Genomic DNA, 26,128 nt, shown 5'->3' on the forward strand with positions numbered 1-26,128 from the left:
TGTTTGATTGGATAATCATACGCTAATATGAAACAAATTGATCAACCTTTGAATGACCTATGACAACCCGTTTAGCAACTATTGATGATCTTAGTGAAATTGTAGCCATTTATAACGAAACCATTGCTGGGCGAATGGTAACTGCGGATACCGAAGAAGTTACTGTTGACGAAAAGCGTGACTGGTTTAATAGCCATAACGATAAAAGACCTATTTACGTTTACTGCGAAAATAACCAAGTACTTGCCTGGGTAAGTTATAAGTCGTTTTATGGGCGCCCTGCTTACGATGGCACAGTAGAGATGAGCATTTATATTACCCGTAAAGCACAAGGTAAAGGGCTTGGTAAAAAGCTAATGATATTTGCTCAAACACAAGCTAAGCAATTAAATATTAAAGTATTGCTTGGTTTTATTTTTAGTCATAATTTACCCAGTGTTAAATTGTTTAAGCATTTTGATTTTGAAATATGGGGTGAGTTACCAAGCGTAGCTATAATGGATAACAAGGCCTACAGCCTGACTATTTTTGGAAAGCATCTTAAATAAACTGTTTTTTAAAACTTTGTAATATTTTTTTACAAAATAACGATAGGGCTTTATGCCAATTAAATAAAAATAGACTACGCTATTAGGATATTAAGTTTATTAATTTGAAGTGTGGCTTGATGATTCGAAAAATATTAATTATTGATAGTAGCAGTGTCATCGCAATGCGTGTGAAAGTGCTTTTAGAATTAATAGGATGTGAAGTCGAATTAATTCATTTCAGCATGCTAGACATGTATACCAATATAGGCGACTACGACTTAGTTGTTGTTTCCCATGGTGTGCCTGTCGACTCTATAAAGCCGCTTGTTAGCCAAGTAGCGCAAGAGCGTTTTATGCTGCTTGCTCCAAAAGCACAAAGCGGTGAACAACTAACTGCGTTTAGCGAGCTAAATCATATTGCGCCTGACGCAACCGTGGTCTACCCATTTTTTTCTAATAAAGAAATTACTTCTCTTTTAGAGAGCCTACTAGAATTAGGCTCTAATCATATTTTGCAGTTACCTACTATTTTACTCGTCGATCATGTTCCTGAGCGCCTCGAAAAAATGAAAAACAGCTTGATTGGTGCTCATATCGAGACCCATACAGCAACCACCTCTGCAGAAGCTTTAGAAATTACGAAAGAAAAGAAAATCGATATACTGATAAGTGATTTTGTTTTAGATGACGGAACAGGTTTAGGAATTTTTTCAAATTTAAAAGTAGCCCAACCGCATTGTCGTTGTTTGTTATTTACCTCACGCCCTGATCAAGTTTCAATGATTGACGCAATTCGTCAAGGCGTAGAAGACGTACTCGTAAAACCACTAAACGATAGCTCACTATTGCAATCAATACATAAATTATGGCAAACAGAGTTATTAAAACGTCATAACGCAGAGCTTGTAGAAAGGCTACAAGATACCGTAGATGCTCTGATTGAAAAAGACAGCCTACTTCAGGTTATTTATAAGCATACGCCGGATGCAATTATGTTGTTTGAGAAATGCGGTAGAGTGATAGAAGCTAATGATGCTTGTTTAAAACTATTTAATTTACCGTTTAATGAACTCGAAGGTAAATCAGTATTTGATTTTTTAGATGATGATTCAATTTTAGGTATTAAAGATAAAATTTCGACACTAAACAGCAATCGCCAATTTAGCTGCGACTTACGTTTATCTAAAACAGCAGGGGGCTATATACCGTTAGTGGGGTCTTTTAATGAAATAGATCACCATGGCGAAATAGCACTTGCCGTCATATTTAAAAATGTAACCCACCTTAAGCAAAAAGAAGATTTACTGCTAGAAGCAAAAGATGTACTTGAAGAGCAAGTTAGAGCACGTACTTCACAGCTGGAGCATGCTAAAAACGTGGCTGAGGCTGCAAACTTAAGTAAATCAGAGTTTCTAGCAAACATGTCTCATGAGCTTCGCACACCTATGCACTCTATTTTAAGCTTTTCGCGTTTTGGGTTAAGTAAATTAGATGCAGGGGATTTTGCAAAAGAAAAACTCATAAAATACTTATCTCGAATAGAAAGTAGTGGCGAGCGTTTACTTTCGTTACTTAATAATTTACTCGATCTGTCTAAGCTAGATGTGGGTAAGTTTCCATTTAATCCTCGTCCGTATAATTTAGCGAACATTATTAAAACAAGTATTGATGATGTATCTGGTACGGCAATGGAGAAAGAAATTGAGATTGTATTTACCGAGCAGCCGTTACCTGTAATTTCGCAGTGTGATGAAGAGCAAATAAACCAGTTACTTCGAAACGTATTAGGTAATGCACTCAAATTTAGTGAACCAAAAAGTAAAATACGGGTAAATTTAGAGTCAGATAATAAGCTTGCTACTATAGAGGTTACCGATAATGGGGTCGGTATTCCAGAAGATGAGCTGGAACATATTTTTACTAAGTTTGTACAAAGCAGTAAAACAAATAGCGGTGCCGGTGGTACAGGATTGGGTCTTGCATTGTGTAGAGAATTTGTATCTTTACATCAAGGCGAGATCACCGCACACAATAATGAAAATGGTGGTGCAACTATATCTATACAGGTGCCATTAGAAATAAACCTAGACGAGCATTTGGCTGAAGATCAATTAATACAGCACAGTAATTAATTGCTAACTAGCATACCAAGTAACTTTTTTGAGAATTTGAATGGATGATAAATTATGGCCTTAACTAAAATACTTGCCGTTGATGACGAACCCTTTAACCTTGAAATTATTGAGGAAATTTTAGAGGAGCTTGATTTTGAATTACAAGTAGCAACAAGTGGTCCTGAGTGTTTAAACATGGTTGAAGGTTATATGCCTCAGGTTATATTACTCGACGTAAGCATGCCGCAAATGAACGGCTATGAAGTATGTAAAGCACTTAAAGCAAATCCAAATACAGCACACATTATTGTTATGTTTGTTTCTGCTCGCGGCACTGTTGAAGAACGCATGGAAGGCTATTCTGTTGGCGCAGAAGATTATATTGTAAAACCTTTTGGCCATGACGAACTTAAGTCTAAGCTTAAAAATTTAAATCAAGTACTCGTTGAAAAGCAAAGCCTAGAAAAGCAAGTTGAAGATGCAACATCAACTGCATTTAATGCAATGGCCAATAGCAGTGAAATGGGGCAAATAGTTAATTACGTTGAAAACATTGGTTTTATTAACGATCCTCAAGAGCTGGGTAAAGCGCTTGTAGATTGTCTGCAGTCCTTTGATTTACAAAGCAATGTAGAATTTAGAGAAAATAATGAAATTAGCCACTTTGCACTAAACGGCGTGTGTTCACCTATTGTGGTGGAGCTATTTGAAATGCTGAAAAACAAAGGGCGCTTACATGAGTTTTCGCACCGAATTTTAGTTAACTATGAATTGATTAGCTTACTTATTTTAAATATGCCCGATCATGATCCTGATAAGCATGGCCGTATACGCGACCACGTATGTTTTATTGTCAGTGTTACCGAGCAGCAGCTACGTGCCATCATGACCAAGAAAATGCTTGAATCACAACGAGCGAAACTTAATGCCGTAGCAAGTACTGTTCATAGTAAGTTTCATAGCTTAATTAGCTTGTTGAATGAAAACCGTCAAAACAACGAAAGAGTGTTTAAACAGTTACAAGAAGAGCTCGAAGAACGTATCCCATCTATGGGACTGGATGAAGATCAGGAGGTGTTTATTTATAAAAAAGTAGATGAAACAATCCAAAACTCAGTAGCAAGAGAGGAGTCTGTTAAACAAGTCAAAGCAGCCTTTACAGAGATAGAACAAGATCTATCGTTACTTTTGAAAAACTAGTTACTTCGCAATATAAAGGTTTACTTAAGCGGTGCTATGCATCCCTTGGTAAGCCTTTTTCTACAATTCTAATTAGCCTAGCTGTTTTACGAATTTGTAATCGTTGCTTATCGTTTTGCTGCGCAAGCGCCCATTCAATATGCTCTAAAACAAGCTCGCTGCATACGTGAGATTTATCTTCTAGGGCATGAATAATAGCGGGACTAAATTCTGCATTACCTAAACCAACTGCTAAATTACGTAACCAGCGCTCGTGACCAATACGGCGAATAGGGCTGCCTTCGGTATTTTTTAAAAATGTAGGCTCATCCCAAGCAAATAGCTCAAGTAAGTCTTTGTCTTTTAATTGAGTACGAGGATGAAAATCATTTTCGTCAGTTATTTGCCCATAACGATTCCAAGGGCATACCAACTGGCAATCATCGCAGCCATAAACACGGTTGCCTAATAAAGTTCGATACTGCTCTGGAATAGGACCTTGGTGTTCTATGGTTAAGTACGATATACATTTACGTGCATCAACAACGTAAGGCTCTACAATTGCACCTGTTGGGCAAAGCGTAATACAAGCAACGCATTTACCGCAGCCTTCAAAGGTGTTCTCTGCATCTATAGGTAGAGGTAAATCAATAAATAGCTCGCCTAAAAAAAACCACGATCCTGCTTCTTGATTAATTAATAACGAATGCTTACCACGCCACCCTAAACCGGCTTTTTCGGCAAGTTGACGCTCAAGTACAGGAGCTGAATCAACAAAAGGTCTAAAGCCATACTCGCCAATTTCTTGTTCTATTTTTTGGCCGAGTTTTTTTAAACGATTACGCATTAATTTATGGTAATCACGACCCAGTGCATAGCGGCTTATGTATGCTTTTTCTTTATTTTTTAAGGTTTTTGCAAAGCCAGCATCAGGTGGGAGGTAGTTCATTTTTACAGATATAACACGTTGTGTACCAGGCACTAATTCAGCAGGGCGGGCGCGTTTCATGCCATGCGCAGCCATATAATCCATCGAGCCGTGGTAGCCTGCATCAAGCCAACGTTGTAATTGGGCTTCGTGCTTAGATAAGTCAATATCAGTAATGCCCACTTCGCTAAAGCCAAGCTCTTGCCCCCAGGTTTTTATTTGCAGGGCTAGTTTTTCATAGTCTGGGGTAGGGTTGCTCACACGCTTTACACACTTAAATTAATAGCTGCGTAATTTACCATATTTCTCTGAGCCCGAAAACGCTTCTTAGCGCACAAAACGCTTTAACTGTTGTTGGGTTTGTAAGCTTAGCTGTTGAGATTGCTCGCTATCGGCTAATGCCGTATCTATTTGCTGTTTAGCTTGCTCCCCTAAAGCTACGATTTGCTCTACCGACTGGTGAGTCGTACTTTGAGTGCCCTCAAGCATATGTACAGCACTGGCTATTTGTTGCAGCTGCTGTTGGTTGTGCTCAAACTCACTAAGCATTTTAGTAAAGCCATCACAGGTTGCACTTATTGAGCTTTGTGCGTTATTAGAGTGAGACATTAATTGCTCTGACTCTTTATTTGTCTCGTTTACCAAATCATTCATCTGGTTTATAAAGTCGCTAATCTGCCTAGTTGCGCCACTTACCTTTATTGAAAGCGTGCGTACTTCGTCTGCAACAACGGCAAATCCTCTGCCAGCTTCACCCGCTCTAGCGGCTTCTATTGCGGCGTTGAGGGCTAACAAATTAGTTTGATCAGAAAACTCTTCAACCATTTTTAAAATACTACGAATGTTTTCACTGTTCTCTTTCAGCCCCGCAATTGTATTTGAAAAGCTACCTAGCATATTAGTAATAAGTTTAACCTGCTTTACTAAAGCGGCGAGCTCTGATGCAGAGAGTTTTACAAAGTTAAGGTGTTCATTATTAACGTTATGCACGCTATCTGTATTATTTACTATGTTTTGTAGGCTTTGGGTTATTTGCATACTGGCATTAATAATACTGTGGCTTAACTGTATTTGTTGCTCGCTAGATTGCTCAGTGTTTTGCATTGATTGAGTGACTTGTGTATTGCTGTGTGCACTAGCTTGAGCACTGTTATATGTTGTGCTTAGTAACTCACTTAAATGGGCAGTAAATATATTGTATTGTGAACTTAGATCTTTAAATTCGTCATACGAAAATTGGGGAAGTTTTGCTGCTAAATTTGCATCTTGTTGGTTTATTTCTATCAAAGTATCGCGCATAGCAGTAACAGGGCGAACAATTAAAAAACGCATATAAAAAAGAGTAAAAATAAAACCAGATATAATAACAAGCGTAAGCAGCCAAAATAGCCCTGTATTTTGCTGTTGTTCGCTTAAACTCTGATGCAGCCAAAATAACGTAATTGCTTGAAACAGTAATACAAAACTTAAATTACCGACTATTTTACGCGTTAACGTAAAAAAGAATGTTTGCTCTATATAGTTATAAATTTTCATGAAACCACTCATTATGCTCAAGCCCTACGGTTGTTATTTAAGTGAGGGGAATGTAAGTTAGCTCTTTTGTAACGACAACAAGTAAGCTTTGGTTCGCGCTGGGTAATTTGTAAAAATTCCGTCTATGCCATACTCAATCATTAGCGCTATATCTTCTTCCCTATCGACTGTATAAGCATAAATCTTTAGGCCTCTTTTTTTTGCATCATCTGCAAAAGCCTTATTTATAAAGGTTTTATCTACATGCACGCTAAAAGCGTTTAAATCACTAGCAAACTTTGCAAAGTTAATTGGAATAGAAGAAGTAAGGGCGCCTATTTTAAGCCATGGTAGCTTGTTTTTAAGCCACTGTAGTTGATGATGATCAAACGATGATACTAAAATATTGGCTTTCGATATTTTTTTAGCTTCAATGTTTTGTTCTAATTGAGCCACAAACCTTTCTAGTGCAAACGTGTGTTTAAGCTCTATATTTAATAAAGATTTATTGTTATTCCAATCAAACAGCTGTTGAAGTGTAGGGATTTTTTCACCATTTCCAGCATCAAGCTTAAAGAGCTCATGAGCGGAAAAGCTACTCACCCTACCTTTTCCGCTGGTGGTTCTATCAAGCCATGAATCGTGTATTAACATGTAATCATCGATGGAACTTTGAATATCTACTTCAATACCATCAACACCTACTTTTAACGCTTCTAAAATAGCGCTTTTGGTGTTTTCAGGAAAATCTCCACTGGCACCACGATGCGCAAATATTTTCATTGTCGAGCCTTTTTAGTGATTGACCACGTTTCAAAACAAGCGGCACTAACTATGAGTGCTCCACCAATTAACGTCATAACAGTAGGACGTTCATGAATAATTACTATAGCCAGTATGGTGCCATAAAGTGGTTGCAAGCAAGAAATTAACCCAGCGGTTGCCGCTGATAAATGTTTTAAACTTGCTGCAAATAACGAGTGCGGTGTAGCTGTAAATATAACACCCGCTACAGCAATTAAAATCAGGTCGTGATTACTAACTTCATACACTGGCACTTCTATAAATGCACACAACATAATGCTTGCCACTAAGGTTTGATAAAACATAGTTTGCGGGCCACCATATTGGCTAAAGTAGCGCTTATGGGTAATGTTTCTGACTGAAAAAAACAATGCTGATATCACACCTGTTATCACACCTAAGGTTACATCGTCGCCCAAGTTTGCACTTGGTACTAATAAGTAAATACCTAAAACAACTACGGCGGCGCTTATTATATCTTTTGCTTTTGGCCTGCTTTTATTAAATAGGGGCTCTAAAAACACCGTCATTACAGGGTAGCTAAAAAACGCCAACATCCCAATTGTTATACCGGCCATTTGCATACCAGCAAAATAGGTAACCCAGTGAACGCCCACCGCAACACCTAAAAATAATGCAATAAGATAGTCTTTAGGTTTGTTGAGTTTAATTTGTTTTTTTTGAAAATAGAGCATGGTTAAAATAGCCATTCCTGCAATTGCAGTTCTGTAAACGGTAATATCTAAAGCATTTAAACCAATAAGCTTGGCAAACAGAGCGGTTCCGCCAAAAAGTAATACCGCTATGTGCAAATAAATTAAACTTTGCTGCTGAGATTGCATTTAGTTTCCTTGTTGTACTTTTTGAACATATTAACATTGCTTAAAAATTCTTAAGATGAATTTTTTTATCGCATGACAAATGTCATAAAAGTTGATGACACTTCACACTCCTATTATTTTTGTACGCTGGCATAGTTACCTTACTCAACAGGGGATAATTATGAACTCTTTAATTTTAATAAGCCTGTCTATTAATGAATTTGTTGATGGGCTGGGCTTTACAGTTTCAATAAATGATTACTTTATACTCATGAGCATTTTTATGTTATTTATATTTATTAATAAAAACAGTGCTATAAATAAAAAGAATAAGTCAGAGGCCCCAATATGGACACATTAAGTACAGCTGAAAAAACGTCAGGGAAAAAGTTTTGGGATTATGCACCGCTAATTTTCACCGGTTTTTATTTACTGCCTACCATTTTTAATATTTCCAATTTAAGCGTAAATAACATTGTTATGACGTTCGCATTTTACATTGTTTTTATACTGCTTTACATCAAGGCGATGGACTGCAAAAACTCTAATGTTACCAAGTTATTTATAGTGATGTTATTGGTGTGCTTTTGTGCCACATTTTATACGTCAGGCACTTCAACATTATTTGGATTTATTGCCTATATAGCAGGGGCATCATACAGCTACAAACAGCGGCTTTTTGCAGCACTAGCTGTTATTGTAAGCGTTATAGGGGCTGCATATACTGCTGATGTACATAACGTTAAGTACTTTTTAGCCGGATCTTTAATATTGTGTGGGGCTTTATTTGCCTTTGGTATAGCAGGTCAAAAAGAGCGTTTACACAAAAAGCGCGAACAAGAAAGCGCTAAGCAATTAGAGCAATTAGCAGCAATTGCTGAGCGAGAACGAATAGCTCGCGACTTGCACGATATTTTAGGCCACTCACTGTCATCTATTGCTTTAAAAGCTGAGCTTGCTAATAAATTAAACCAAGGAGAGCGCTACGCTCAAGCAAATAGCGAAATTGCACAAGTGGCCGATTTGGCAAGGCAGTTACTTAGCGATGTAAGAAACGCTGTAAGTGATTTAAAACAGCTTAATCTTGTCAGTCAAATAGCACAATTAGAACAAAGGTTAATAGAGCAAGGTTTTAGTGTAAAAGTTAGTGTAAGTGTAAGTACTTTGCCCGCTAAGGTTGAAGGGTTCGCTGGGTTAATAATTAAAGAGGCAGTTACTAACTTATTACGCCATAGCAGCACAAAAAATTGCGAAATAAATATAGAACAAACACCGCAGCAGTTACTTATAACCGTAATTGACCATGGTCTGTGTAGTACATTGAATTCGGGCAATGGCCTAAATGGTATTAAAGAGCGAGCAGAGCAACTAAATGGCAGTGCAGCATTTACCTGTGGCGATAATTTTACTTTAAAAGTAGTGCTGCCAATTACAGCTAAGGATTTATAATGATCAAAGTGTATTTAGTGGAAGATCAAGCGCTTGTGCGCGACGCAGTAGCAGCATTGTTAGGGCTTGATTTTAATATTGAGATTATTGGGCAGGCAAGTAACGGGCAAGATGCACTTAATGCAATTGAGGCGCTTGATAGTGATTTACACCCCGATATAATTTTAACCGATATAGAAATGCCAACCATGAATGGTATAGAGCTTAGCGAAAAAATAGCCGCTAAGTTCCCTGCTATAAAAATGGTTATTATGACCACATTTTCTCGTGCAGGTTATATTAGGCGAGCGCTTACGGCAGGTGTTAAAGGTTTTATTTTAAAGGAAGCACCCAGTGAAGAGCTGATAAATGCGCTTAAAAAAGTAATGCAGGGGCAAAAAGTGATAGACCCAGAGCTTGCTATTAATGCATTAGACGACGCCGATCCGCTTACCGATAAAGAACGCAAAGCCCTTAAACTTGCAAGCGACGGCCTTAAAACAAGCGACATAGCCAAGCAGCTATTTATAAGCGAAGGGACTACGCGTAACTACCTATCAGACGCTATTGCAAAATTAAATGCCACTAACCGCATAGATGCTGCGCGTATAGCTAAACAAAAAGGGTGGCTTTAATTAGTGGGTTTATAAATTATAAGCAAAGTATTACTATGTTATGCATAAAAGTAACGAACAGCGCTTAAAATTAGCTTAAAAAGCGCTAAAAGAGGTTTTAATGGCAAATTTAATAGAACTAACAACWAAAAATAATATCGCTATACTCACCATGAATACCGCTGAAAACCGCCACAACCCAGCGTTTTTGGCTGAGTTTAATTTACACCTAGACCACATTGAAGCAGATCAAAATATTAAGTCAGTTATTTTAACGTCGTCGAGTGATAAAAGTTGGTCATTGGGTATCGACCTTCAATGGATGTCAAATCCAAGTATTTTACCTGCAGCAATTTCTGACTTTATGATTCAAATAAGTAACTTATTTAAACGTATAGTTACTTTTCCTATGCCTATTATTGCTGCGTTAAACGGGCACACCTATGGTAATGGTTTTGTACTTGCGTGTGCGTGCGACTTTAGATTTATGAAATCAGACAAAGGTTTTTTTTGTTTTCCTGAAGTGGATGTAATGGTGCCGTTTGTTCCATCTATGTTTCCTGTAATTAATAAAGCCATTTCGCAAACCTTCTTTAATCGCCTAGCTATGTCAGGAGAGCGTGTTGGTGCACAGCAGTTGCTAGAGAACAAAGTAGTTGAAGCTGTGTTTGAAAATAACGATGAACTACAAGCGGGTGTACTTGAGTTTGCTCAGCAGTTTAATAAAAATCGTTGGATTTACGCTCAAAATAAAACACAAATGAATAAGCAGATTTTACTTACGATGAAAGAAGAAGATCCAAGCTTTATTGATAATATAAGTAAACTGCTGTGGAAAAATCTACAAAAAAAATAGTATAAGTCTTAGTATTGCTACTAGATGAAAACACTTTGCAGTTAAGGGATCGTTAAGCCCCATTGCGCTAAATTTTTAAACTATACACCAAGGTAAACAGCAAGGTAAAAGTGCTTTCTTAAAAGTTTAATAGCTTTTACCTGTCTCATTATAACTATATGGGTTAAAATACCTACATAACCAACTAACAAGATAGTGAATGTCAAACCAAGATCCAAATCTCAGTCGAGAACAAGAAAAGTACGAAAACCCAGTCCCTAGTCGTGAGTTTATACTTACTCACCTTCAAGAGCGTTCAAAGCCTGCTAACTACGCGCAATTATGTGAAGAACTAGCAGTAAACGATGACGAACGCCAAATAGCATTTAAACGCCGCCTTCGCGCTATGGAGCGTGACGGACAGCTGTATTTTAATAAATTTAAATGCTACGCCCTAATTGACGAAGCCGGTTTAACCAAAGGCAAAGTAATAGGCCACAGAGACGGTTTCGGCTTTTTAGAAGTTGAAGGCGAGAGTAAAGATTGGTTTATTGCTAAGCACCAAATGAATATGGTGTTACATGGCGACATTGTACTAGCTAAAGGCACTAAACGTGGTTCTGGCTCAAAATGCGATGCACGTATTATAAAAGTGCTTACTAACGAGCGCGCACCAATTGTTGGCCGTTACTTTGTTGAGCACGGTGTTGCTGTTGTAGTCGCTGAAGACCCGCGCATAACGCAAGATATAATGATTTTACCAGGCAACGAAAACGGTGCCCGCCATAACCAAATGGTGCAGGTTAAAATTACGCAAAACCCAAGCCGTAACATGAACGCGGTAGGTAAAGTTATAGATGTACTTGGTGAGCATTTAGCCCCAGGTATGGAAATTGAAGTTGCACTGCGCAATCACGATATTCCTCATGTGTGGCCAGAAGAAGTTGAAGCACAAGTTGCTCACCTAGGGGAATTTGTTGAAGAAGCCGGCAAACAAGGTCGCGTAGATTTACGTGATTTACCACTTGTAACTATTGATGGCGAAGATGCACGCGACTTTGATGACGCCGTATATTGTGAACCTAAAAAATCAGGTGGCTGGCGCTTATGGGTTGCTATTGCCGATGTATCGCATTACGTAGGAATGAACACGCCGCTTAACAAAGAAGCAATTTTGCGTGGTAACTCAGTGTATTTTCCTGAGCAAGTAATTCCTATGCTACCAAAAGTGCTTTCTAACGGATTATGTTCGCTTAATCCAAAAGTAGATCGCTTATGTATGGTTGCCGAAATGACCGTGTCGAGCGCGGGTAAACTTTCGGGTTATAAGTTTTACGAAGCCGTGATGAACTCGCATGCACGGTTAACTTACACCAAAGTAAATGCCATTTTACAAAACGATGAAAAACTACGCGAAGAATACTCAGCCGTTGTGCCACATTTAACTGATTTACAGCAAATGTACATGGCACTTAAAGCTGCACGCCAAGACCGTGGTGCCATAGAGTTTGAAACCCTAGAAACACGTTTTGTATTTAACGCTCAGCGTAAAATAGAATCAATAGTGCCTGTTATTCGTAATGACGCGCACAAACTAATTGAAGAATGTATGATTTTAGCCAACGTATCAGCGGCTAAAATTCTTGAAAAGCATGAAGCGAGTGCGCTTTATCGTGTGCATGACGAACCAGATCAAGAAAAACTAGGTAACTTTACTAAGTTTTTAGGCGAGTTAGGTATCGAGAGTACATTAAGCGACGAACCAACACCAAAAGAAATAACGCAAGTATTAGCGCGATTGGGTGAGCGCCCAGAGGCTGAACTTATTCAAACTATGTTACTGCGTTCAATGAAACAAGCTGTATATCAGCCAGATAACATTGGTCACTTTGGTTTAGCGTTATCGGCTTACGCGCATTTTACGTCGCCAATACGTCGTTACCCAGATTTAGTAGTGCATCGTGCTATTAAAGCAGTAATAAAAGCACAAGGTCAGCAAACGTCTGGCGAATATGCTTATACCGACGACGAAGTTGATCAACTAGGTGAGCAGTGTTCTACAACAGAGCGTCGCGCTGACGATGCAACTCGCGAAGTAGCTGATTGGCTTAAATGTGAGTTTATGCAAGACCATGTAGGTGAAGAGTTTGATGGTGTTATTTCATCGGTTACCAATTTTGGTTTGTTTATTCGTTTAGACGATTTACAAATTGATGGGCTTATTCACGTTACTAATTTAGGCGACGAGTTTTTTGCACATGATGCTGCAAAACACACCTTAATAGGAGAGCACTCTCACAAAGTTTATCGCCTTGGCGATAAAGTAACAGTAAAAGTTGCGTCGGTTAGTTTAGACGATCGCCGTATAAACTTAACGCTTAAAGGCGATGTTGCACAAGACAGATACTCACGTCGTCGTGCACCAAAAAAAGGTTCAGGCAAGTCTGAGCATGCGCCAGCAAGTGTACGTTCGCAATTAAAAGCAGGCAAAGTACCAGGTAAAAAGTCGCACAGCGATGACAAACCAAAAGGTAAAAAAAAGCCAGCAAATAAAGATAAAGGCAAGCCTGCAAATAAGTCTGCAACAAAACCTGCAGATAAAAAAGCAGCAGACACTGCCGTAAAGAAAAAACCAAAGAAGAAGGCCGTTAAAAAGCCTAAAAGAGCAGGCAAAAATGCCCGCAAACGTACTAGCCCAGGAGCAGACAATACGTGAGTAATGAATTAATTTTTGGCTTTCATTCTGTTGAAGCAATTTTAGAAAGCGAACCAGAGCGCTTTGTAGAAATTTACGCCCTTAAAGGTCGTGACGACAAACGCTCAACTCCGATTATTGATGAAGCACGTAAATTTGGTATTTCAGTACAGTTTATGCAGCGTAAAGCCCTTGATAGCAAATCAAAAGGTGAGCAGCATCAAGGTATTATTGCCAACGTAAAAGCAGCGCCAACGTTTAACGAAAAAGATCTTGATGCGATAATCGCTCGTGAAGACACACCGTTTTTACTTGTGCTTGATGGTATTACCGATCCGCATAACTTAGGTGCATGCCTACGTAGTGCAGACGCTGCTGGTGTTCACGCTGTTATTGTACCTAAAGATAAGTCGGCAAAGCTTAACGGCACAGCACGTAAAGTGGCCTGTGGCGCAGCCGAAACAGTACCGCTTATTCAAGTGACTAACCTTGCACGTACGCTTCGTGAAATTAAAGATGCAGGCGTATGGGTTGTAGGCACTGCTGGCGAAACTGATAACCACGTATTTGATGCAAGCTTAACGGGGCCAATGGCTATTGTTATGGGCGCAGAAGGCGAGGGCATGCGACGCTTAACGCGTGAGCATTGCGATATGCTCGTTAAAATCCCAATGGCGGGTACAGTTTCAAGCTTAAACGTATCGGTAGCCACGGGTATTTGTTTGTTTGAAGTATTACGCCAACGTAACGCAAATAACTAATATATAAAACGATAAGTTTTATGTATTAAAAAGCCGAGATTGAAATTCAATCTCGGCTTTTTTGTGTCTGTAATTTACGCTTTAACTTTGCATCAATTGATGCAGGTTGGTATAACTCGCTAGAATGAGTAAGTGTAGCCTACCTGTACTGTACGCGGCTTACCTGGTTGAATGCCACCGTTTGAGCGGTTAGCAACGTATGTTTTATCAAACAAGTTATCAACGCTTAGGTATACTTTTTGATTCTCATCAATTAAGTATTTAGCAGCTAAATCCCATACTACGCGGCTATCAATTGCGTTTAAGCCCGACTCAGTTAAGTTAGCATGCGCATCAGATACGTAACGTATTTGGCTGTTAACTACAAACGCAGAAAACTCAGCACCTAACGATAACGCTACTTGGTTTTCTGGTACGTAAGGCATTGCATCGCCTTTTTCTACCGCGCCCCAAATTTCTGAATCAAAATCGTTTTTAAACTCAGAGTCTGTGTAGGTATACGTTAATTTAACTGGGAACATAGCTGTATCAGTTGCAAACGTACGTGCTGCACTAAATTCAAAGCCCGCTACTTCTACTTCACCGTAGTTGTATTGGTCGCCAATGTTGTCGTCGCTACAACCAACCGCTGCAGTACAGTTACCGTGCATGTTGTCGTAGTCTGAGTAAAAGGCAATTACTTCACCGCTAAAGCCATCCATATTGAAGCGAGAGCCAAACTCAATGTTTACACTTTCTTCTTCTTCTTGGTCTGCATTACCAGGCGCTGCTGGTGCATACCCTTTTTGAATGCCTGCAAGTAGCGTTACGTTTTCGTTAAGTGTGTAAGTGGCACCTAATGACGGCACTAAAATTTCAGTGTCGTTCGACACATCTTTAGTTAAACCGTTGCTGCGAGTTGGATCTGATTTAGACCACTCTTCACGCGTAATAGTAATGTCTTCATAACGAAGACCTGCACTTACTACTAATGCATCAATTGTCCACTCGTCTTGAATAAACAAGGTACTTGCTTCTGCGCTATCTACACGGTTGCTATCAGAGCCCGGAACGCCTTGCTCTGTAAGCGTTAAGCTTAGGTCTTGATTAAGTGTGTACTTGTCTTCCCATTGAAAACGATCCATTTCGTCTTCGTGGTAACGTACGCCAACAGTCACATAGTGATCGCCTGCAGGAATATGTAATTCAGACTGAATACCTTTAGCTTGGTAATCGCGGTTATTAGCTTTAATACCAATACCTTCAATGCCTTCGCTTGTCGGGTTTGCTTCAAATTCACTGTATTGCTCAAGGTAGTTTTCGCTTACTTTGCTGGCTTTATACCAGTTACGATGAAAATCGTTTAAGTAAGCCGTAGCTAAAAATTCATAGCCATCACCAAAACGGTACGCGTAGTTAAGTTGGTATGCGTTATGGCGAGTATTCATTTCATCGTTTTGCGATGCAGCATAACGACGGTAAGGACTTTCTTGATAGTCTTCGTCAGTTAAGCCCATGTATGTTTCGTCTGATGTTTCGTCAGAGTACTTAATTTTTAGCTCAAGATTATGTGCATCGTTTTGACCAAACGTATGGCCGAACTTTAGTAGTAAATCTGTTTTTTCAAAGCCGGTGTTGTCATTGCCTACTGGCAGCTCTTTAAAGCCGTCTGCGCCGTAAGTAAATACTTCAATTAAGCCTGCTGTGTTGTTTTTTTCTTTACCAAAGTAAGCGTGACCTTTGTAGTAACCGTCGCTACCAAGGGCTGCATCTACCATACCTTTTGAGCTATTTGGCTCAGTAGGTAAGCTGCGCGAAAGTAAGTTTAAAACACCACCCGTAGTACGCGGGCCGTACTTAACTGATGCCGCGCCTTTTAATACTTCAATAGATTCCATACGACCCATAGTAGGGAAGTAGTAAGCAGATGGTGCTGAGTATGGTGCTGGTGCAACTAAAACACCGTCTTCCATTACTGATATTTTATCGTTACGACCAGTACCTGTACCGCGCATACCAATATTAGGACGAAGGCCGTAGCCGTCTTCTTCTTGCACGTACACGCCCGGAACAGACGCTAAAACGCGAGAAATATCGGTAAACTGGAATTTTTGAAGCTCTTCTTCAGAAATAAACGTAGCCGAACCAGGAATATCGTTAATTGCTTGCTGAGAGCCAATAACAGTAATTTGTTCAAAGCGTTGTTCTTTATTGCTGGTGTCTTTTGCTATTGCAGTAGCACTAAAAGACAAAGCAACCGCAGTTGCCAGAGTAGATACTAAAAACTTAGGGTTCATTGTGTTCCTAATCATGTCAATTATCTTAATTGGCGTAATTTGAACACGTTAACGAATACGAATCAATGTTATTAACTATTTAATTATTCAGTTTAATAGAACTAAAAACACCTGCTTATGCAACTTAATTAACTAAATTGTTTCTTTTGTATTATTTTGTAATTATTTTACTAGTTATAAAGACTGAACGAGTTATATGTACCATATAAGCGCTAGCCCAAGCGTAGGGCTATAAATTCAGCGAGTTTATCTACCGCGTTTTCCGACTCACCCGAACTTTTAACCAAACTAATACCAATATTACCAAGGGCAGGTAAATGCTTGGTTTGAACCTGATAGTTAAGCTCACTCGGTACTGTGCTTTTGGCAAGTACCGTAATGCCTAAGCCTTCCTTTAATGCAGCAATAAGGCCGGTTAAATCGGCGTTGCTATAAACTATTCGGTATTTAATGCCCGCACTTTTTAATGCATCAGTAGCACGGCGACGATAAATACACCCCTCTGGTGCGGTAACTAGTGTAACCACGTCGTTTTGCGCAAGTGACAGGTCGCCCACCCAGACTAACTCGTCTTGCATAAAAATAGGGAACTTATCAGAGTTGAGTCGCTCATTTAGCGCAAGTACTAAATCGAACTGATCTTGGCGAGAAGCCGAAAGCAAATGCTTACTTAAACGCGATTTTACTTCTAACGACACCTCAGGGTAGAGCGCCACAAAGTCGCCAATAATTGAGGGTAAAATACGCGCTGCAAATTCGCTCGGAATACCCAAGCGCACTTTACCTGCAATGTTTTCTGAGGTGAACTGCTGCAAAATAGCATCGTTGTGTTGCATCATTTGTTTTGCCATAGGCAATAATAGCTCGCCGTACTGATTTAATACTTGGCGCTGCCCTTGTTTTTTAAATAGTTTATAGCCAAGCACGTCTTCTAAGCGCTTTATTTGCAAACTTACAGCAGGTTGCGACAGGCCAAGTAAATCGCCTGCTTTAGCAAAACCACCTACCTCAACTACCATTACAAAAGTGCGTAAACCGTCTGTTGATATGTTTTTCATATTTAAAATTACAATTTATATGGCTATATATATAAGTATTATTTATCAATTGATAAATAATTACAATTTGTTGTTGATAGGCGTGGGCAATATACTTTTATAATCGAAAATACATAGGTGTTTGTTATGACTTTTAACCCAATAATGTTTGCCCGCCACAGCAACGCAAGTAGTGCGGTTACTAACGCTTTGCAAACTAACAACAATCACGTTGTAATGGATTTTAGCGGCACCGAAACCAGTGTATTTTTAAGCACTATTTTAGGGCTTGATTTAACTAAGCTTACCGCCAGCGGTTTAGGCTTAAAAGGCACGCTTGATGGCGATTATAATTCTGACTACAGTTTTGCTGTTTATTACTTTAGCGAAACCGCCTTTAGATTCGTACTGCCACACAATGCAAGCCTTCAACTACAAGCGCTTATAAACGAGCAACAACTACGTTTTGATATTGATTATGTAGTACGCACCGACCTAGCAAGCTTTATTTTAAGTGGCGACAACGCATTTGATACCCTAGTTAATGCCTTTAAATTAACGCCAGGTTTGCGCCTTTCTGACGCGCAACTTTGCTACGGTGCACAAAGCGGTGATGTATTTATTACCGCCATTGATAATAACGACGAACAACACTTTGTATTAGTCGCTAAACAACAAGAATTACAAAAATGGCAAAGCTACATGCAAGCGCAAGGTTTTGCACTTATGCATAGTGAAGCCGCATAACGAATAAAAACAACAGGTGAACATAACAATGTTTACCTGTTTTTAATTGTAATTAAGCAATTAAAGTCTATTTAAGCCACGCCCTAAGCAGGGTTAATTTAAACGTGAAGGAATGTTATGACTTCTAAAACTGTACTACATGCTAAGCACCTAGAAGCGGGCGCAAAAATGGTTGATTTTCATGGCTGGGAAATGCCAATCAACTACGGCTCACAAATAGAAGAACACAATAGCGTGCGTACCGACGCAGGTATGTTTGACGTATCACACATGACTATTGTTGATATTGAAGGGCCTCAAGCAAAAGCATTTTTACGTAAGCTAGTAGCTAACGACGTTGCAAAATTAACCGTACCAGGCAAAGCGCTTTACACAGGCATGCTTAACGAGCAAGGCGGTGTAATAGACGACTTAATTATTTATTTTTTCAGTGAAACGTTTTACCGCCTAGTTGTTAACTCAGCAACGCGCGAAAAGGACCTAGCACATTTAGCTAACGTATCGAGCGACTTTGAGGTAACTGTTACAGAGCGCCCTGAGTTTGCAATGATTGCAGTACAAGGCCCTAATGCTAAAGCAAAAACAGCCACTCTTTTAAATGCTGAGCAACAAGCCGCAGTTGAAGGTATGAAGCCGTTTTTTGGTGTTCAAGTAGGTGATTTATTTATTGCCACAACGGGTTATACTGGCGAAGACGGTTACGAAATAGTAGTACCGAACGACCAAGCAGCCGATTTATGGCAACAACTGCTAGACGCAGGTGTTAAGCCTGCTGGTTTAGGTGCACGCGACACGCTACGTTTAGAAGCAGGTATGAACCTTTACGGCCTAGATATGGACGAAAGCGTATCACCACTTGCAGCTAACATGGCATGGACCATTGCATGGGAACCAGAAGATCGCGATTTTATTGGTCGTGACGTGCTTGTTAAGCAACGCGCAGAGAAAAGCACTGACAAACTTGTTGGCTTAGTGTTTGAAGACAAAGGCGTTTTGCGTAGCGGTTCAAAAGTAATTGTTGACGGTGGTGAAGGGGTTATTACCTCAGGTACTTTCTCACCAACACTTGGTTTTAGTGTAGCCCTTGCACGTGTACCACGTTCAACAGGCGATACAGCTCAAGTAGAAATGCGTAAAAAATTAGTAAACGTTAAAGTAGTAAAGCCTAGCTTTGTACGTAACGGTAAATCAATAATTTAAATAATTTGGTTATATCAATCAGTGTAATTACAGTGATTGATATCCTCCCAATATAAACCAAAGGACAAATAAAATGAGCAACATTCCTAGCGAGTTAAAATACGCACCTTCACACGAATGGGTTCGTAACGAGGGCGACGGTACATTTACTGTTGGTATTTCTGAGCATGCACAAGAACTTCTTGGCGACATGGTATTTGTTGAATTACCAGAAGTTGGCGACGAAGTAGACGCTGGCGAAGACTGTGCAGTAGCAGAGTCTGTTAAAGCAGCATCAGACATTTACGCACCTATCAGTGGCGAAATTGTTGCTATTAACGAAGAACTTGAAGATTCACCAGAAACGGTAAACAACGACGCTTACGGCGACGGTTGGTTATTCCGTATTAAAGCATCTGACGAGTCTGAGCTAGACAACTTATTAGACGCTGAAGGTTACTCGCACACTATCGACGAAGAATAATCATTTTTTGTAGATAACTAAAAGCCCCGTTTAATGTATAAAAATGGGGCTTTTATGATTTTACAGCGCACAACCCCATACTGAGTGAGCTGTTAAATCGTCAAATATTTTAATTAATGCTAGTTACCCATTAGCATTTAGGATCATAGGAATCTGGATTCATGTCAAACGCCAAATCTCTTGAAGAACTAGAGCAAAAGCAAGATTTTATTCGCCGCCATATTGGGCCAAGCCCAGCACAAGTAAGCGATATGCTAAGTGCTTTAGAAGTATCGAGTGTGCAAGAGCTCATTGACCAAACTGTACCGGCTAGCATTCGTCTAGAACAACCGCTAACAGTTGGACAAAGCCGTACTGAAGTTGAAACACTAAGCTACCTAAAATCAGTAGCAAGCAAAAATAAAGTTTTCAAATCGTACATTGGCCAAGGCTACCACCCAACTAATGTACCGCACGTAATTTTACGTAACGTACTAGAAAATCCAGGTTGGTATACAGCATACACACCGTATCAGCCAGAGATTGCACAAGGGCGTTTAGAATCATTATTAAACTTCCAAACTATGACTCTAGATTTAACCGGTCTTGATTTAGCAAGTGCATCACTGCTTGACGAATCAACAGCGGCTGCAGAGGCTATGGGCCTTGCAAAACGCGTATCAAAAGCTAAAAAAGCCAATGCGTTTTTTATCGCTGACGACGTACACACACAAACAATCGACGTAGTAACAACACGTGCTGAGCAGTTTGGTTTTGAAATAATTGTAGGTAAAGCAGCAGATGCCGTTAACCACGATATTTTTGGCGCGTTGTTCCAATACCCAACTACATCAGGCGAAGTGGTAGATATAACTGACCTAATTGCTGGCGTACAAAGCAAAAAGGCCATTGCTTGTGTTGCTGCCGACATAATGAGTTTATTACTATTGAAAGCACCGGGTAAGCTAGGCGCAGACGTAGTACTTGGTTCGGCTCAGCGCTTTGGCGTACCTATGGGTTACGGCGGTCCTCATGCTGCATTTTTTGCAACACGTGACGCATACAAACGTTCATTACCAGGTCGTATTATTGGTGTATCTAAAGACCGTTTAGGTAACGACGCACTACGTATGGCAATGCAAACGCGCGAACAACACATTCGTCGCGACAAAGCCAACTCAAACATTTGTACAGCGCAAGTATTACTTGCCAACATGGCAGCGTTTTACGCGGTGTACCACGGTCCACAAGGCTTAAAAACTATCGCGCAGCGTATACATCGCTTTGCTGATATTTTAGCAAGTGGTCTTAAAGCTAAAGGCATCGCACTTAAGCACAGCACATGGTTTGATACCCTTACAATTGTAAGCGACAACAAAAACGACGTAACAGCACGTGCAATTGCAAAAGGCGTAAACTTTGCAACAAACCACGAAGGCGAGTACTCAATTTCGGTATCAGAGACAACAACACGTGCCGATATTACTGAGTTATTCGATATTATTTTAGGCGAAGGCCATGGCCTAAGTGTTGACGCTATTGCGGCCGACGTTGAAGCAAATGGCAGCGAGTCAATTCCTGCAAGTTTAGTACGTGACGACGAAGTACTAACGCATCCAAACTTTAACAGCTACCACAGCGAAACAGACATGCTTCGCTACATTAAGCGACTAGAAAGCAAAGACTTATCGCTTAATCACTCAATGATCTCGTTAGGCTCATGTACCATGAAACTAAACGCGACCGCTGAGATGATCCCAATTACATGGCCTGAGTTTGCAAACTTGCACCCATTCTGCCCGCTTGATCAAGCAGAAGGTTACCAAATAATGATTAACGAGCTGCACGACTGGCTAGTTAACATTACTGGTTACGATGCGGTTTCACTTCAGCCAAACTCTGGCGCACAAGGTGAATACGCAGGCTTAATCGCCATTCGTAAATACCACGAGTCACGCGGCGATGCGCACCGTAATGTATGTTTAATCCCAAGCTCAGCGCACGGTACTAACCCTGCATCTGCGCAAATGGCCAGCATGAAAATTGTGGTAGTTAACTGCGACAAAAACGGTAACGTAGACATGGCAGATCTTAAAGCGAAAGCTGAAGAAGTGTCTGAAAACCTATCGTGTATTATGATCACATACCCGTCTACTCACGGTGTATACGAAGAAACAATTCGCGAAATTTGTGACATTATTCATGAGCACGGCGGCCAAGTTTACATGGACGGCGCAAACATGAACGCACAAGTGGGCGTAACAAGCCCAGGCTTTATTGGCTCAGACGTATCGCACTTAAACTTGCATAAAACGTTTTGTATTCCACATGGTGGCGGTGGTCCAGGTGTTGGCCCAATTGGTGTTAAATCGCACCTTGCGCCATTTATGCCAAACCACAGCGTAATTAACGTACCAGGTACTAACATCGGTAACGGTGCGGTATCGGCAGCGCCTTACGGCTCAGCCGCTATTTTACCTATTTCATGGGCTTACATTACCATGATGGGGAGCGAGGGCTTAAAACAAGCCACTGAAATGGCAATCGTTAATGCTAACTACTTAACGCATGAGCTAAGCAAGCACTTCCCAATTTTATACCGTGGTCGTAACAACCGTGTTGCTCACGAATGTATTGTTGACTTACGCCCACTTAAAGAGCTATCAGGCATTACTGAAATGGACGTAGCTAAGCGCCTGCAAGACTATGGCTTCCATTCACCAACTATGTCGTTCCCAGTAGCTGGCACATTAATGATTGAGCCAACTGAGTCTGAATCAAAAGGTGAGATTGACCGCTTTATCGAAGCAATGGTGTCGATTAAAGGCGAAATTGAAAAAGTAATCTCTGGCGAATGGTCAATCGAAAACAACCCGCTAGTATTTGCACCGCATACACAAGGCGACGTGTTAGGTAACGAGTGGGAGCGCGCGTACGACCGTTTTTACGCTGCATTCCCAGTACCAAGCGTTGCTAAAGACAAGTTTTGGCCAACGGTTACACGTATAGATGACGTATACGGCGACCGTAATTTAGTATGTTCATGCCCAGCGGTTGAGACTTATCGCGACTAAGAGCAGAGACTGATTTTTGAACTTTAATGGTTAGTAAGTTCCATTATAGTATGAAAATTTATCAAAATTATAAAAGCCGTTGCAGCAATGCAACGGCTTTTTTGTGTGTGGTGATTCGTCATAAATAATATGGGCGTAGGTTGGGAAGAGTGAAACGAAACCCAACGAATCACAAATATACTTACTCGCTCAAAAGGCAGGAGTATATGTTATTTATCGTAGGCGTTTAGCTTGCTGGCGCGCGGGCGCCAGCCCAAAAGTTATAAATAACATTGTGCACTCGTAGCCTTTAGGCTACATTTGTTTAGCAAGTTGAATAAATTGGAGTAATTATTATGGCGCTACAAACATCAGATTTTAATCCGTTTGATTATATGGAAACACAGCAAGAAATTAATACATTTTTAGAAGAGTGTTTAGCTGATGATGATCCAAATACCTTTATTGAAGCACTTGGCTTATTAGTTAAAAAGCATGGCGTGAGTGATATTGCTAAAGCAACGGGATTAAACCGTGAAAGCTTATATAAAGCAGTTAACGGTAAAACCAAGCCACGTTGGGAAACTATTTTTAAAGTGATGAAAGCACTGAACTTTCGTCTTACAACACAAGTTGCATAGGCTGGGTTGAGTGAAACGAAACCCAACGAATCACAAATATACTTACTCGCTCAAAAACCAAGAGTATGTGTTATTTATTGTAGGCGTTTAGCTTGCTTACGCGCGGGCGGTAGCCCGAATAAGTATTTGAATGGGTGTTTGAGGTTACTATTACAGATAACGCGAATACGTTTGGTACTTCTAGAAATTAGAAACCTTATTCAAGGTTTTGTCGCGCTGGCGACAGCAGCCAAAGAAGGGCTGCCGCTGCCCCCTCTCTGGACTCTCCCAGCGCACCCGAGCATCACGCTATTCCCTTCAAAACACAGTTGATGTGAACGTAAACGCTATGAAAGCACATCCATGTGCAAGCATGGCTTTCATTTCATCCACGAAATGCATTACTCATCAATTGCTTATTTTCAGGGCATGATGACGGGGAAGGGTGTTAAACGTGATATTGGTGCTTGGTCTTGGCAAGATGCAAAATCTCACCTCTGCATTTTCCAACGCTTCCTAAGCACTTATGCAGTGTTTTGGTCGCGTGACTGTTACAAGTGTGGTATTAGATAAGCTGGAGGCGGAGTTTGAAACGTTTCTAATATGTTCCTCTACTTTTTATGTGGGTAATTTATAGATAAAGGATTTTTAATGAAAAATAAAAAGGAAAATAAATATCTTCTAGGTATAAGTAAATATTTTCCGCTATTGCTAATTATAACTTGCATATTAATAGTGTGTTCAATTTTGTGGTTATTTACTACTGCATACACAGGTACATTTGATTCAGTAATTCCACAGCAGGATTTTACGCCAAATGAGAGCCAGATTAGAGGTAGTCTTGGTGCTCTCGGTGATTATTTTGGTGGGATATTGAACCCAATCTTCTCTTTTGTAACAATTTTACTTTTGTTGGTCTCTCTTTTTTACCAACGAAAAGAGCTAAGATTAACACGTGAAGAATTAGCTAAATCTTCTGCAGCTCTTAGTAAAACAGAAAGTCATGCTGCTGAGCAATCTAAAATAGCAAAGAAACAGCTAGAGCACCTTTTAACACAAGAGAATAATAAGGTTGTTTGTGATTTAGTCGAACGGCAGAACAGCAAGTTAATTGAGTTACTTCATAAACAGCCGTTATCTGTTCGAGATTCCCGTACGTTTTCCCTATTAGTATCCATTGAAGTATTTTACTTCATGAACAGACCCCTCCCTCATGAAATAAAACTAAGAGCACACTCAGTAGAAACCTGCGCTTTACATTATGCAGAAATAATGAAAATTTTAATGGCTGAATGTAGTGTTAAATCTTTAAAAACGACCTATTTACATGAATTTATTATGCTTACATTCGATCTCATGAATATAAATGGTTGTTTTCTTGGTGGCGGTAGATATAAACGGTTAGTTGCTTCATTATCTGAAATTTATACGTTGTCAAAAGATGATACTTTAAATGATTTAATTAAAATGATAATCCGTGAAAACCAAGATGACAAATTAGAATGTTACGCAAACTTAGCTAAAGAAAGCAGTTCTAAATTTAGGAATAAAGGATAAAAAATGGAAGTTGTAATTTACTCAGAAGACAATACGCCTGAGGTTGAGCCGAGTGAAAACTATTATCGAGCTACTCGACTAGAAGATTTACCTGAAATTCAATTTCAAAAAGTTAGGCATCATATTTTTTGTCCTGGTTGCTTTTCTCAAGCCGCTTTTGTGTCAAGAGGTAAAGACGGGAGAGCTCCACATTTTAAAAGTGTTCATAGGCAGGTAAATGGTAAAGATTGTGATCGAAAGAGTGCCGATACAATTCATATTGATCCAAATACATATAAATCAGTTAATGAATTAAAAAATGATGATAACATTTTTGTTGTTGATTTCAATTTTGGAGCATCTGAACAAGTTGTAAAACCAGCTAAATCTAGTAAAGATGTTGAAAAGCTTTATAGAAAAAAGCCTGGTACATATCGTAAATTTGGCGAAGCTAATCAAATAGGTAAAAGTGAATGGTCAAGAAGGCTAAGTACGATACTTAGAACTCTATGTGAAAGTGATGATTTCGTTAAGAGTAATGACAAAATAAAAGTTATGGGATACGTTAAACCTATAAATAAAGCATTCTATCATGCAAAAAGAGTCGTTAAATATCTCAAGCCAAAATCTATCCCAGCTTTTTTTTACGGCATGATCGTATCAACTAAAGTAATGCATGACGGTGCTATATGGCTAAACATTGGAGATAACAAAAATGAGCTATCCATCATGATACCTAAAACAGTTTTGGAAAGTTTGAAATCTCGCCACCCTCAGCTTGAAGAGAATGAAAATACTTATCCACTATTACATGGAGCAAGCTTCTTAGTGTATGGTTATTACAACAGTTCTAAAAATAACAAACCGTATATAGGTTTATATGAAAAAGCGAGTGAATTTATTGCTTTTAAATTTGAATAGATAAACTAACAATACAAGAAATATACAATAAATGTGAATCAAAAGGGTCACCCATTAGAAAGTTCCGATCAA

The 26,128-nt window shown here is 39.6% G+C and carries 21 protein-coding genes; 15 read left to right on the plus strand and 6 right to left on the minus strand.

Features of this window, described 5'->3' with window-relative positions:
- The first annotated feature begins 59 nt into the window (after positions 1-59).
- The 3 genes from EU510_RS11030 to EU510_RS11040 all read left to right on the plus strand — a co-directional run bounded on the left by EU510_RS11030 (position 60) and on the right by EU510_RS11040 (position 3,844).
- Positions 60-548, plus strand: a complete 489-nt coding sequence (locus EU510_RS11030; RefSeq protein WP_149593530.1) for a GNAT family N-acetyltransferase — start codon at positions 60-62, stop codon at positions 546-548.
- A gap of 119 nt (positions 549-667) precedes the next feature.
- On the plus strand, positions 668-2,662 hold the full coding sequence (locus tag EU510_RS11035) for an ATP-binding protein (protein ID WP_149593531.1): 1,995 nt from the start codon (positions 668-670) through the stop codon (positions 2,660-2,662).
- Between the two features lie 54 nt (positions 2,663-2,716).
- Positions 2,717-3,844: a PleD family two-component system response regulator gene (locus EU510_RS11040; RefSeq protein WP_149593532.1), complete on the plus strand. Its 1,128-nt coding sequence runs from the start codon at positions 2,717-2,719 to the stop codon at positions 3,842-3,844.
- Positions 3,845-3,878: 34 nt separating this feature from the next.
- Here EU510_RS11040 and queG read toward each other — a convergent pair whose 3' ends face one another.
- From queG to EU510_RS11060, 4 genes are all read right to left on the minus strand, one after another.
- On the minus strand, positions 3,879-5,012 hold the full coding sequence (gene queG / locus EU510_RS11045; protein ID WP_149593533.1) for a tRNA epoxyqueuosine(34) reductase QueG: 1,134 nt from the start codon (positions 5,010-5,012) through the stop codon (positions 3,879-3,881).
- Positions 5,013-5,078: 66 nt separating this feature from the next.
- A complete protein-coding gene (locus EU510_RS11050) occupies positions 5,079-6,299 on the minus strand; it encodes a methyl-accepting chemotaxis protein (protein ID WP_149593534.1) in 1,221 nt (406 codons plus the stop codon).
- A gap of 45 nt (positions 6,300-6,344) precedes the next feature.
- On the minus strand, positions 6,345-7,049 hold the full coding sequence (locus tag EU510_RS11055) for a glycerophosphodiester phosphodiesterase (protein WP_149593535.1): 705 nt from the start codon (positions 7,047-7,049) through the stop codon (positions 6,345-6,347).
- A complete protein-coding gene (locus tag EU510_RS11060; protein ID WP_149593536.1) occupies positions 7,046-7,912 on the minus strand; it encodes a DMT family transporter in 867 nt (288 codons plus the stop codon). Before EU510_RS11060 ends, EU510_RS11055 begins: the two co-directional genes overlap by 4 nt.
- 327 nt (positions 7,913-8,239) lie before the next feature.
- Between EU510_RS11060 and EU510_RS11070 the strand changes: the two genes are divergently transcribed.
- The 5 genes from EU510_RS11070 (at position 8,240) to rlmB (ending at position 14,224) form a co-directional block, all read left to right on the plus strand.
- Positions 8,240-9,340, plus strand: coding sequence for a sensor histidine kinase (locus tag EU510_RS11070; RefSeq protein WP_149593538.1), 1,101 nt, complete (start codon positions 8,240-8,242; stop codon positions 9,338-9,340).
- Positions 9,340-9,954 (plus strand): DNA-binding response regulator, encoded by a 615-nt coding sequence (locus tag EU510_RS11075; RefSeq protein ID WP_149593539.1) that lies wholly within the window; start codon positions 9,340-9,342, stop codon positions 9,952-9,954. Before EU510_RS11070 ends, EU510_RS11075 begins: the two co-directional genes overlap by 1 nt.
- A 100-nt stretch (positions 9,955-10,054) precedes the next feature.
- Positions 10,055-10,789, plus strand: a complete 735-nt coding sequence (locus EU510_RS11080; RefSeq protein ID WP_149593540.1) for an enoyl-CoA hydratase/isomerase family protein — start codon at positions 10,055-10,057, stop codon at positions 10,787-10,789.
- 199 nt (positions 10,790-10,988) lie between these two features.
- Complete coding sequence (gene rnr, locus EU510_RS11085; protein ID WP_149593541.1) at positions 10,989-13,484, plus strand: ribonuclease R; 2,496 nt, start codon at positions 10,989-10,991, stop codon at positions 13,482-13,484.
- Positions 13,481-14,224 (plus strand): 23S rRNA (guanosine(2251)-2'-O)-methyltransferase RlmB, encoded by a 744-nt coding sequence (gene rlmB, locus EU510_RS11090; protein WP_002958023.1) that lies wholly within the window; start codon positions 13,481-13,483, stop codon positions 14,222-14,224. The genes rnr and rlmB overlap by 4 nt, the downstream gene beginning before the upstream one ends.
- A 119-nt stretch (positions 14,225-14,343) precedes the next feature.
- Here rlmB and EU510_RS11095 read toward each other — a convergent pair whose 3' ends face one another.
- Both EU510_RS11095 and EU510_RS11100 read right to left on the minus strand, forming a co-directional pair.
- Positions 14,344-16,500, minus strand: a complete 2,157-nt coding sequence (locus tag EU510_RS11095; RefSeq protein WP_149593542.1) for a TonB-dependent receptor family protein — start codon at positions 16,498-16,500, stop codon at positions 14,344-14,346.
- Between the two features lie 212 nt (positions 16,501-16,712).
- A complete protein-coding gene (locus EU510_RS11100; RefSeq protein WP_149593543.1) occupies positions 16,713-17,558 on the minus strand; it encodes a LysR family transcriptional regulator in 846 nt (281 codons plus the stop codon).
- A 126-nt stretch (positions 17,559-17,684) separates the two neighbouring features.
- Here EU510_RS11100 and EU510_RS11105 point away from each other — a divergent pair, with 126 nt between their 5' ends.
- The 7 genes from EU510_RS11105 (at position 17,685) to EU510_RS11140 (ending at position 26,056) form a co-directional block, all read left to right on the plus strand.
- Complete coding sequence (locus EU510_RS11105) at positions 17,685-18,284, plus strand: hypothetical protein (protein ID WP_149593544.1); 600 nt, start codon at positions 17,685-17,687, stop codon at positions 18,282-18,284.
- 117 nt (positions 18,285-18,401) lie between these two features.
- Complete coding sequence (gcvT, locus tag EU510_RS11110) at positions 18,402-19,484, plus strand: glycine cleavage system aminomethyltransferase GcvT (RefSeq protein ID WP_149593545.1); 1,083 nt, start codon at positions 18,402-18,404, stop codon at positions 19,482-19,484.
- Positions 19,485-19,557: 73 nt separating this feature from the next.
- Positions 19,558-19,947: a glycine cleavage system protein GcvH gene (gene gcvH, locus EU510_RS11115; RefSeq protein WP_002958029.1), complete on the plus strand. Its 390-nt coding sequence runs from the start codon at positions 19,558-19,560 to the stop codon at positions 19,945-19,947.
- 161 nt (positions 19,948-20,108) lie between these two features.
- Complete coding sequence (gene gcvP, locus EU510_RS11120; RefSeq protein WP_149593546.1) at positions 20,109-23,000, plus strand: aminomethyl-transferring glycine dehydrogenase; 2,892 nt, start codon at positions 20,109-20,111, stop codon at positions 22,998-23,000.
- Positions 23,001-23,335: 335 nt separating this feature from the next.
- A complete protein-coding gene (locus EU510_RS11125; RefSeq protein ID WP_007579952.1) occupies positions 23,336-23,620 on the plus strand; it encodes an addiction module antidote protein in 285 nt (94 codons plus the stop codon).
- Between the two features lie 630 nt (positions 23,621-24,250).
- Positions 24,251-25,156 (plus strand): hypothetical protein, encoded by a 906-nt coding sequence (locus EU510_RS11135; protein WP_149593548.1) that lies wholly within the window; start codon positions 24,251-24,253, stop codon positions 25,154-25,156.
- A gap of 3 nt (positions 25,157-25,159) precedes the next feature.
- The gene (locus EU510_RS11140; RefSeq protein WP_149593549.1) at positions 25,160-26,056 is read left to right on the plus strand and encodes a hypothetical protein; all 897 of its coding nucleotides are present in this window, start codon (positions 25,160-25,162) and stop codon (positions 26,054-26,056) included.
- Positions 26,057-26,128 lie beyond the last annotated feature (72 nt).

The organism is Pseudoalteromonas sp. FUC4, from assembly GCF_008370255.1.
Classification (GTDB): domain Bacteria; phylum Pseudomonadota; class Gammaproteobacteria; order Enterobacterales; family Alteromonadaceae; genus Pseudoalteromonas.

What these genes read in the sequence shown, in the direction of transcription:
- EU510_RS11030 (WP_149593530.1), top strand. Translation starts at nt 60, where the DNA reads ATGACAACCCGTTTAGCAACTATTGATGATCTTAGTGAAATTGTAGCC.
- EU510_RS11035 (WP_149593531.1), top strand. Translation starts at nt 668, where the DNA reads ATGATTCGAAAAATATTAATTATTGATAGTAGCAGTGTCATCGCAATG.
- EU510_RS11040 (WP_149593532.1), top strand. Translation starts at nt 2,717, where the DNA reads ATGGCCTTAACTAAAATACTTGCCGTTGATGACGAACCCTTTAACCTT.
- EU510_RS11050 (WP_149593534.1), bottom strand. Translation starts at nt 6,299, where the DNA reads ATGAGTGGTTTCATGAAAATTTATAACTATATAGAGCAAACATTCTTT.
- EU510_RS11055 (WP_149593535.1), bottom strand. Translation starts at nt 7,049, where the DNA reads ATGAAAATATTTGCGCATCGTGGTGCCAGTGGAGATTTTCCTGAAAAC.
- EU510_RS11060 (WP_149593536.1), bottom strand. Translation starts at nt 7,912, where the DNA reads ATGCAATCTCAGCAGCAAAGTTTAATTTATTTGCACATAGCGGTATTA.
- EU510_RS11070 (WP_149593538.1), top strand. Translation starts at nt 8,240, where the DNA reads ATGGACACATTAAGTACAGCTGAAAAAACGTCAGGGAAAAAGTTTTGG.
- EU510_RS11075 (WP_149593539.1), top strand. Translation starts at nt 9,340, where the DNA reads ATGATCAAAGTGTATTTAGTGGAAGATCAAGCGCTTGTGCGCGACGCA.
- rnr (WP_149593541.1), top strand. Translation starts at nt 10,989, where the DNA reads ATGTCAAACCAAGATCCAAATCTCAGTCGAGAACAAGAAAAGTACGAA.
- EU510_RS11095 (WP_149593542.1), bottom strand. Translation starts at nt 16,500, where the DNA reads ATGAACCCTAAGTTTTTAGTATCTACTCTGGCAACTGCGGTTGCTTTG.
- EU510_RS11100 (WP_149593543.1), bottom strand. Translation starts at nt 17,558, where the DNA reads ATGAAAAACATATCAACAGACGGTTTACGCACTTTTGTAATGGTAGTT.
- EU510_RS11105 (WP_149593544.1), top strand. Translation starts at nt 17,685, where the DNA reads ATGACTTTTAACCCAATAATGTTTGCCCGCCACAGCAACGCAAGTAGT.
- gcvT (WP_149593545.1), top strand. Translation starts at nt 18,402, where the DNA reads ATGACTTCTAAAACTGTACTACATGCTAAGCACCTAGAAGCGGGCGCA.
- gcvH (WP_002958029.1), top strand. Translation starts at nt 19,558, where the DNA reads ATGAGCAACATTCCTAGCGAGTTAAAATACGCACCTTCACACGAATGG.
- gcvP (WP_149593546.1), top strand. Translation starts at nt 20,109, where the DNA reads ATGTCAAACGCCAAATCTCTTGAAGAACTAGAGCAAAAGCAAGATTTT.
- EU510_RS11125 (WP_007579952.1), top strand. Translation starts at nt 23,336, where the DNA reads ATGGCGCTACAAACATCAGATTTTAATCCGTTTGATTATATGGAAACA.
- EU510_RS11135 (WP_149593548.1), top strand. Translation starts at nt 24,251, where the DNA reads ATGAAAAATAAAAAGGAAAATAAATATCTTCTAGGTATAAGTAAATAT.
- EU510_RS11140 (WP_149593549.1), top strand. Translation starts at nt 25,160, where the DNA reads ATGGAAGTTGTAATTTACTCAGAAGACAATACGCCTGAGGTTGAGCCG.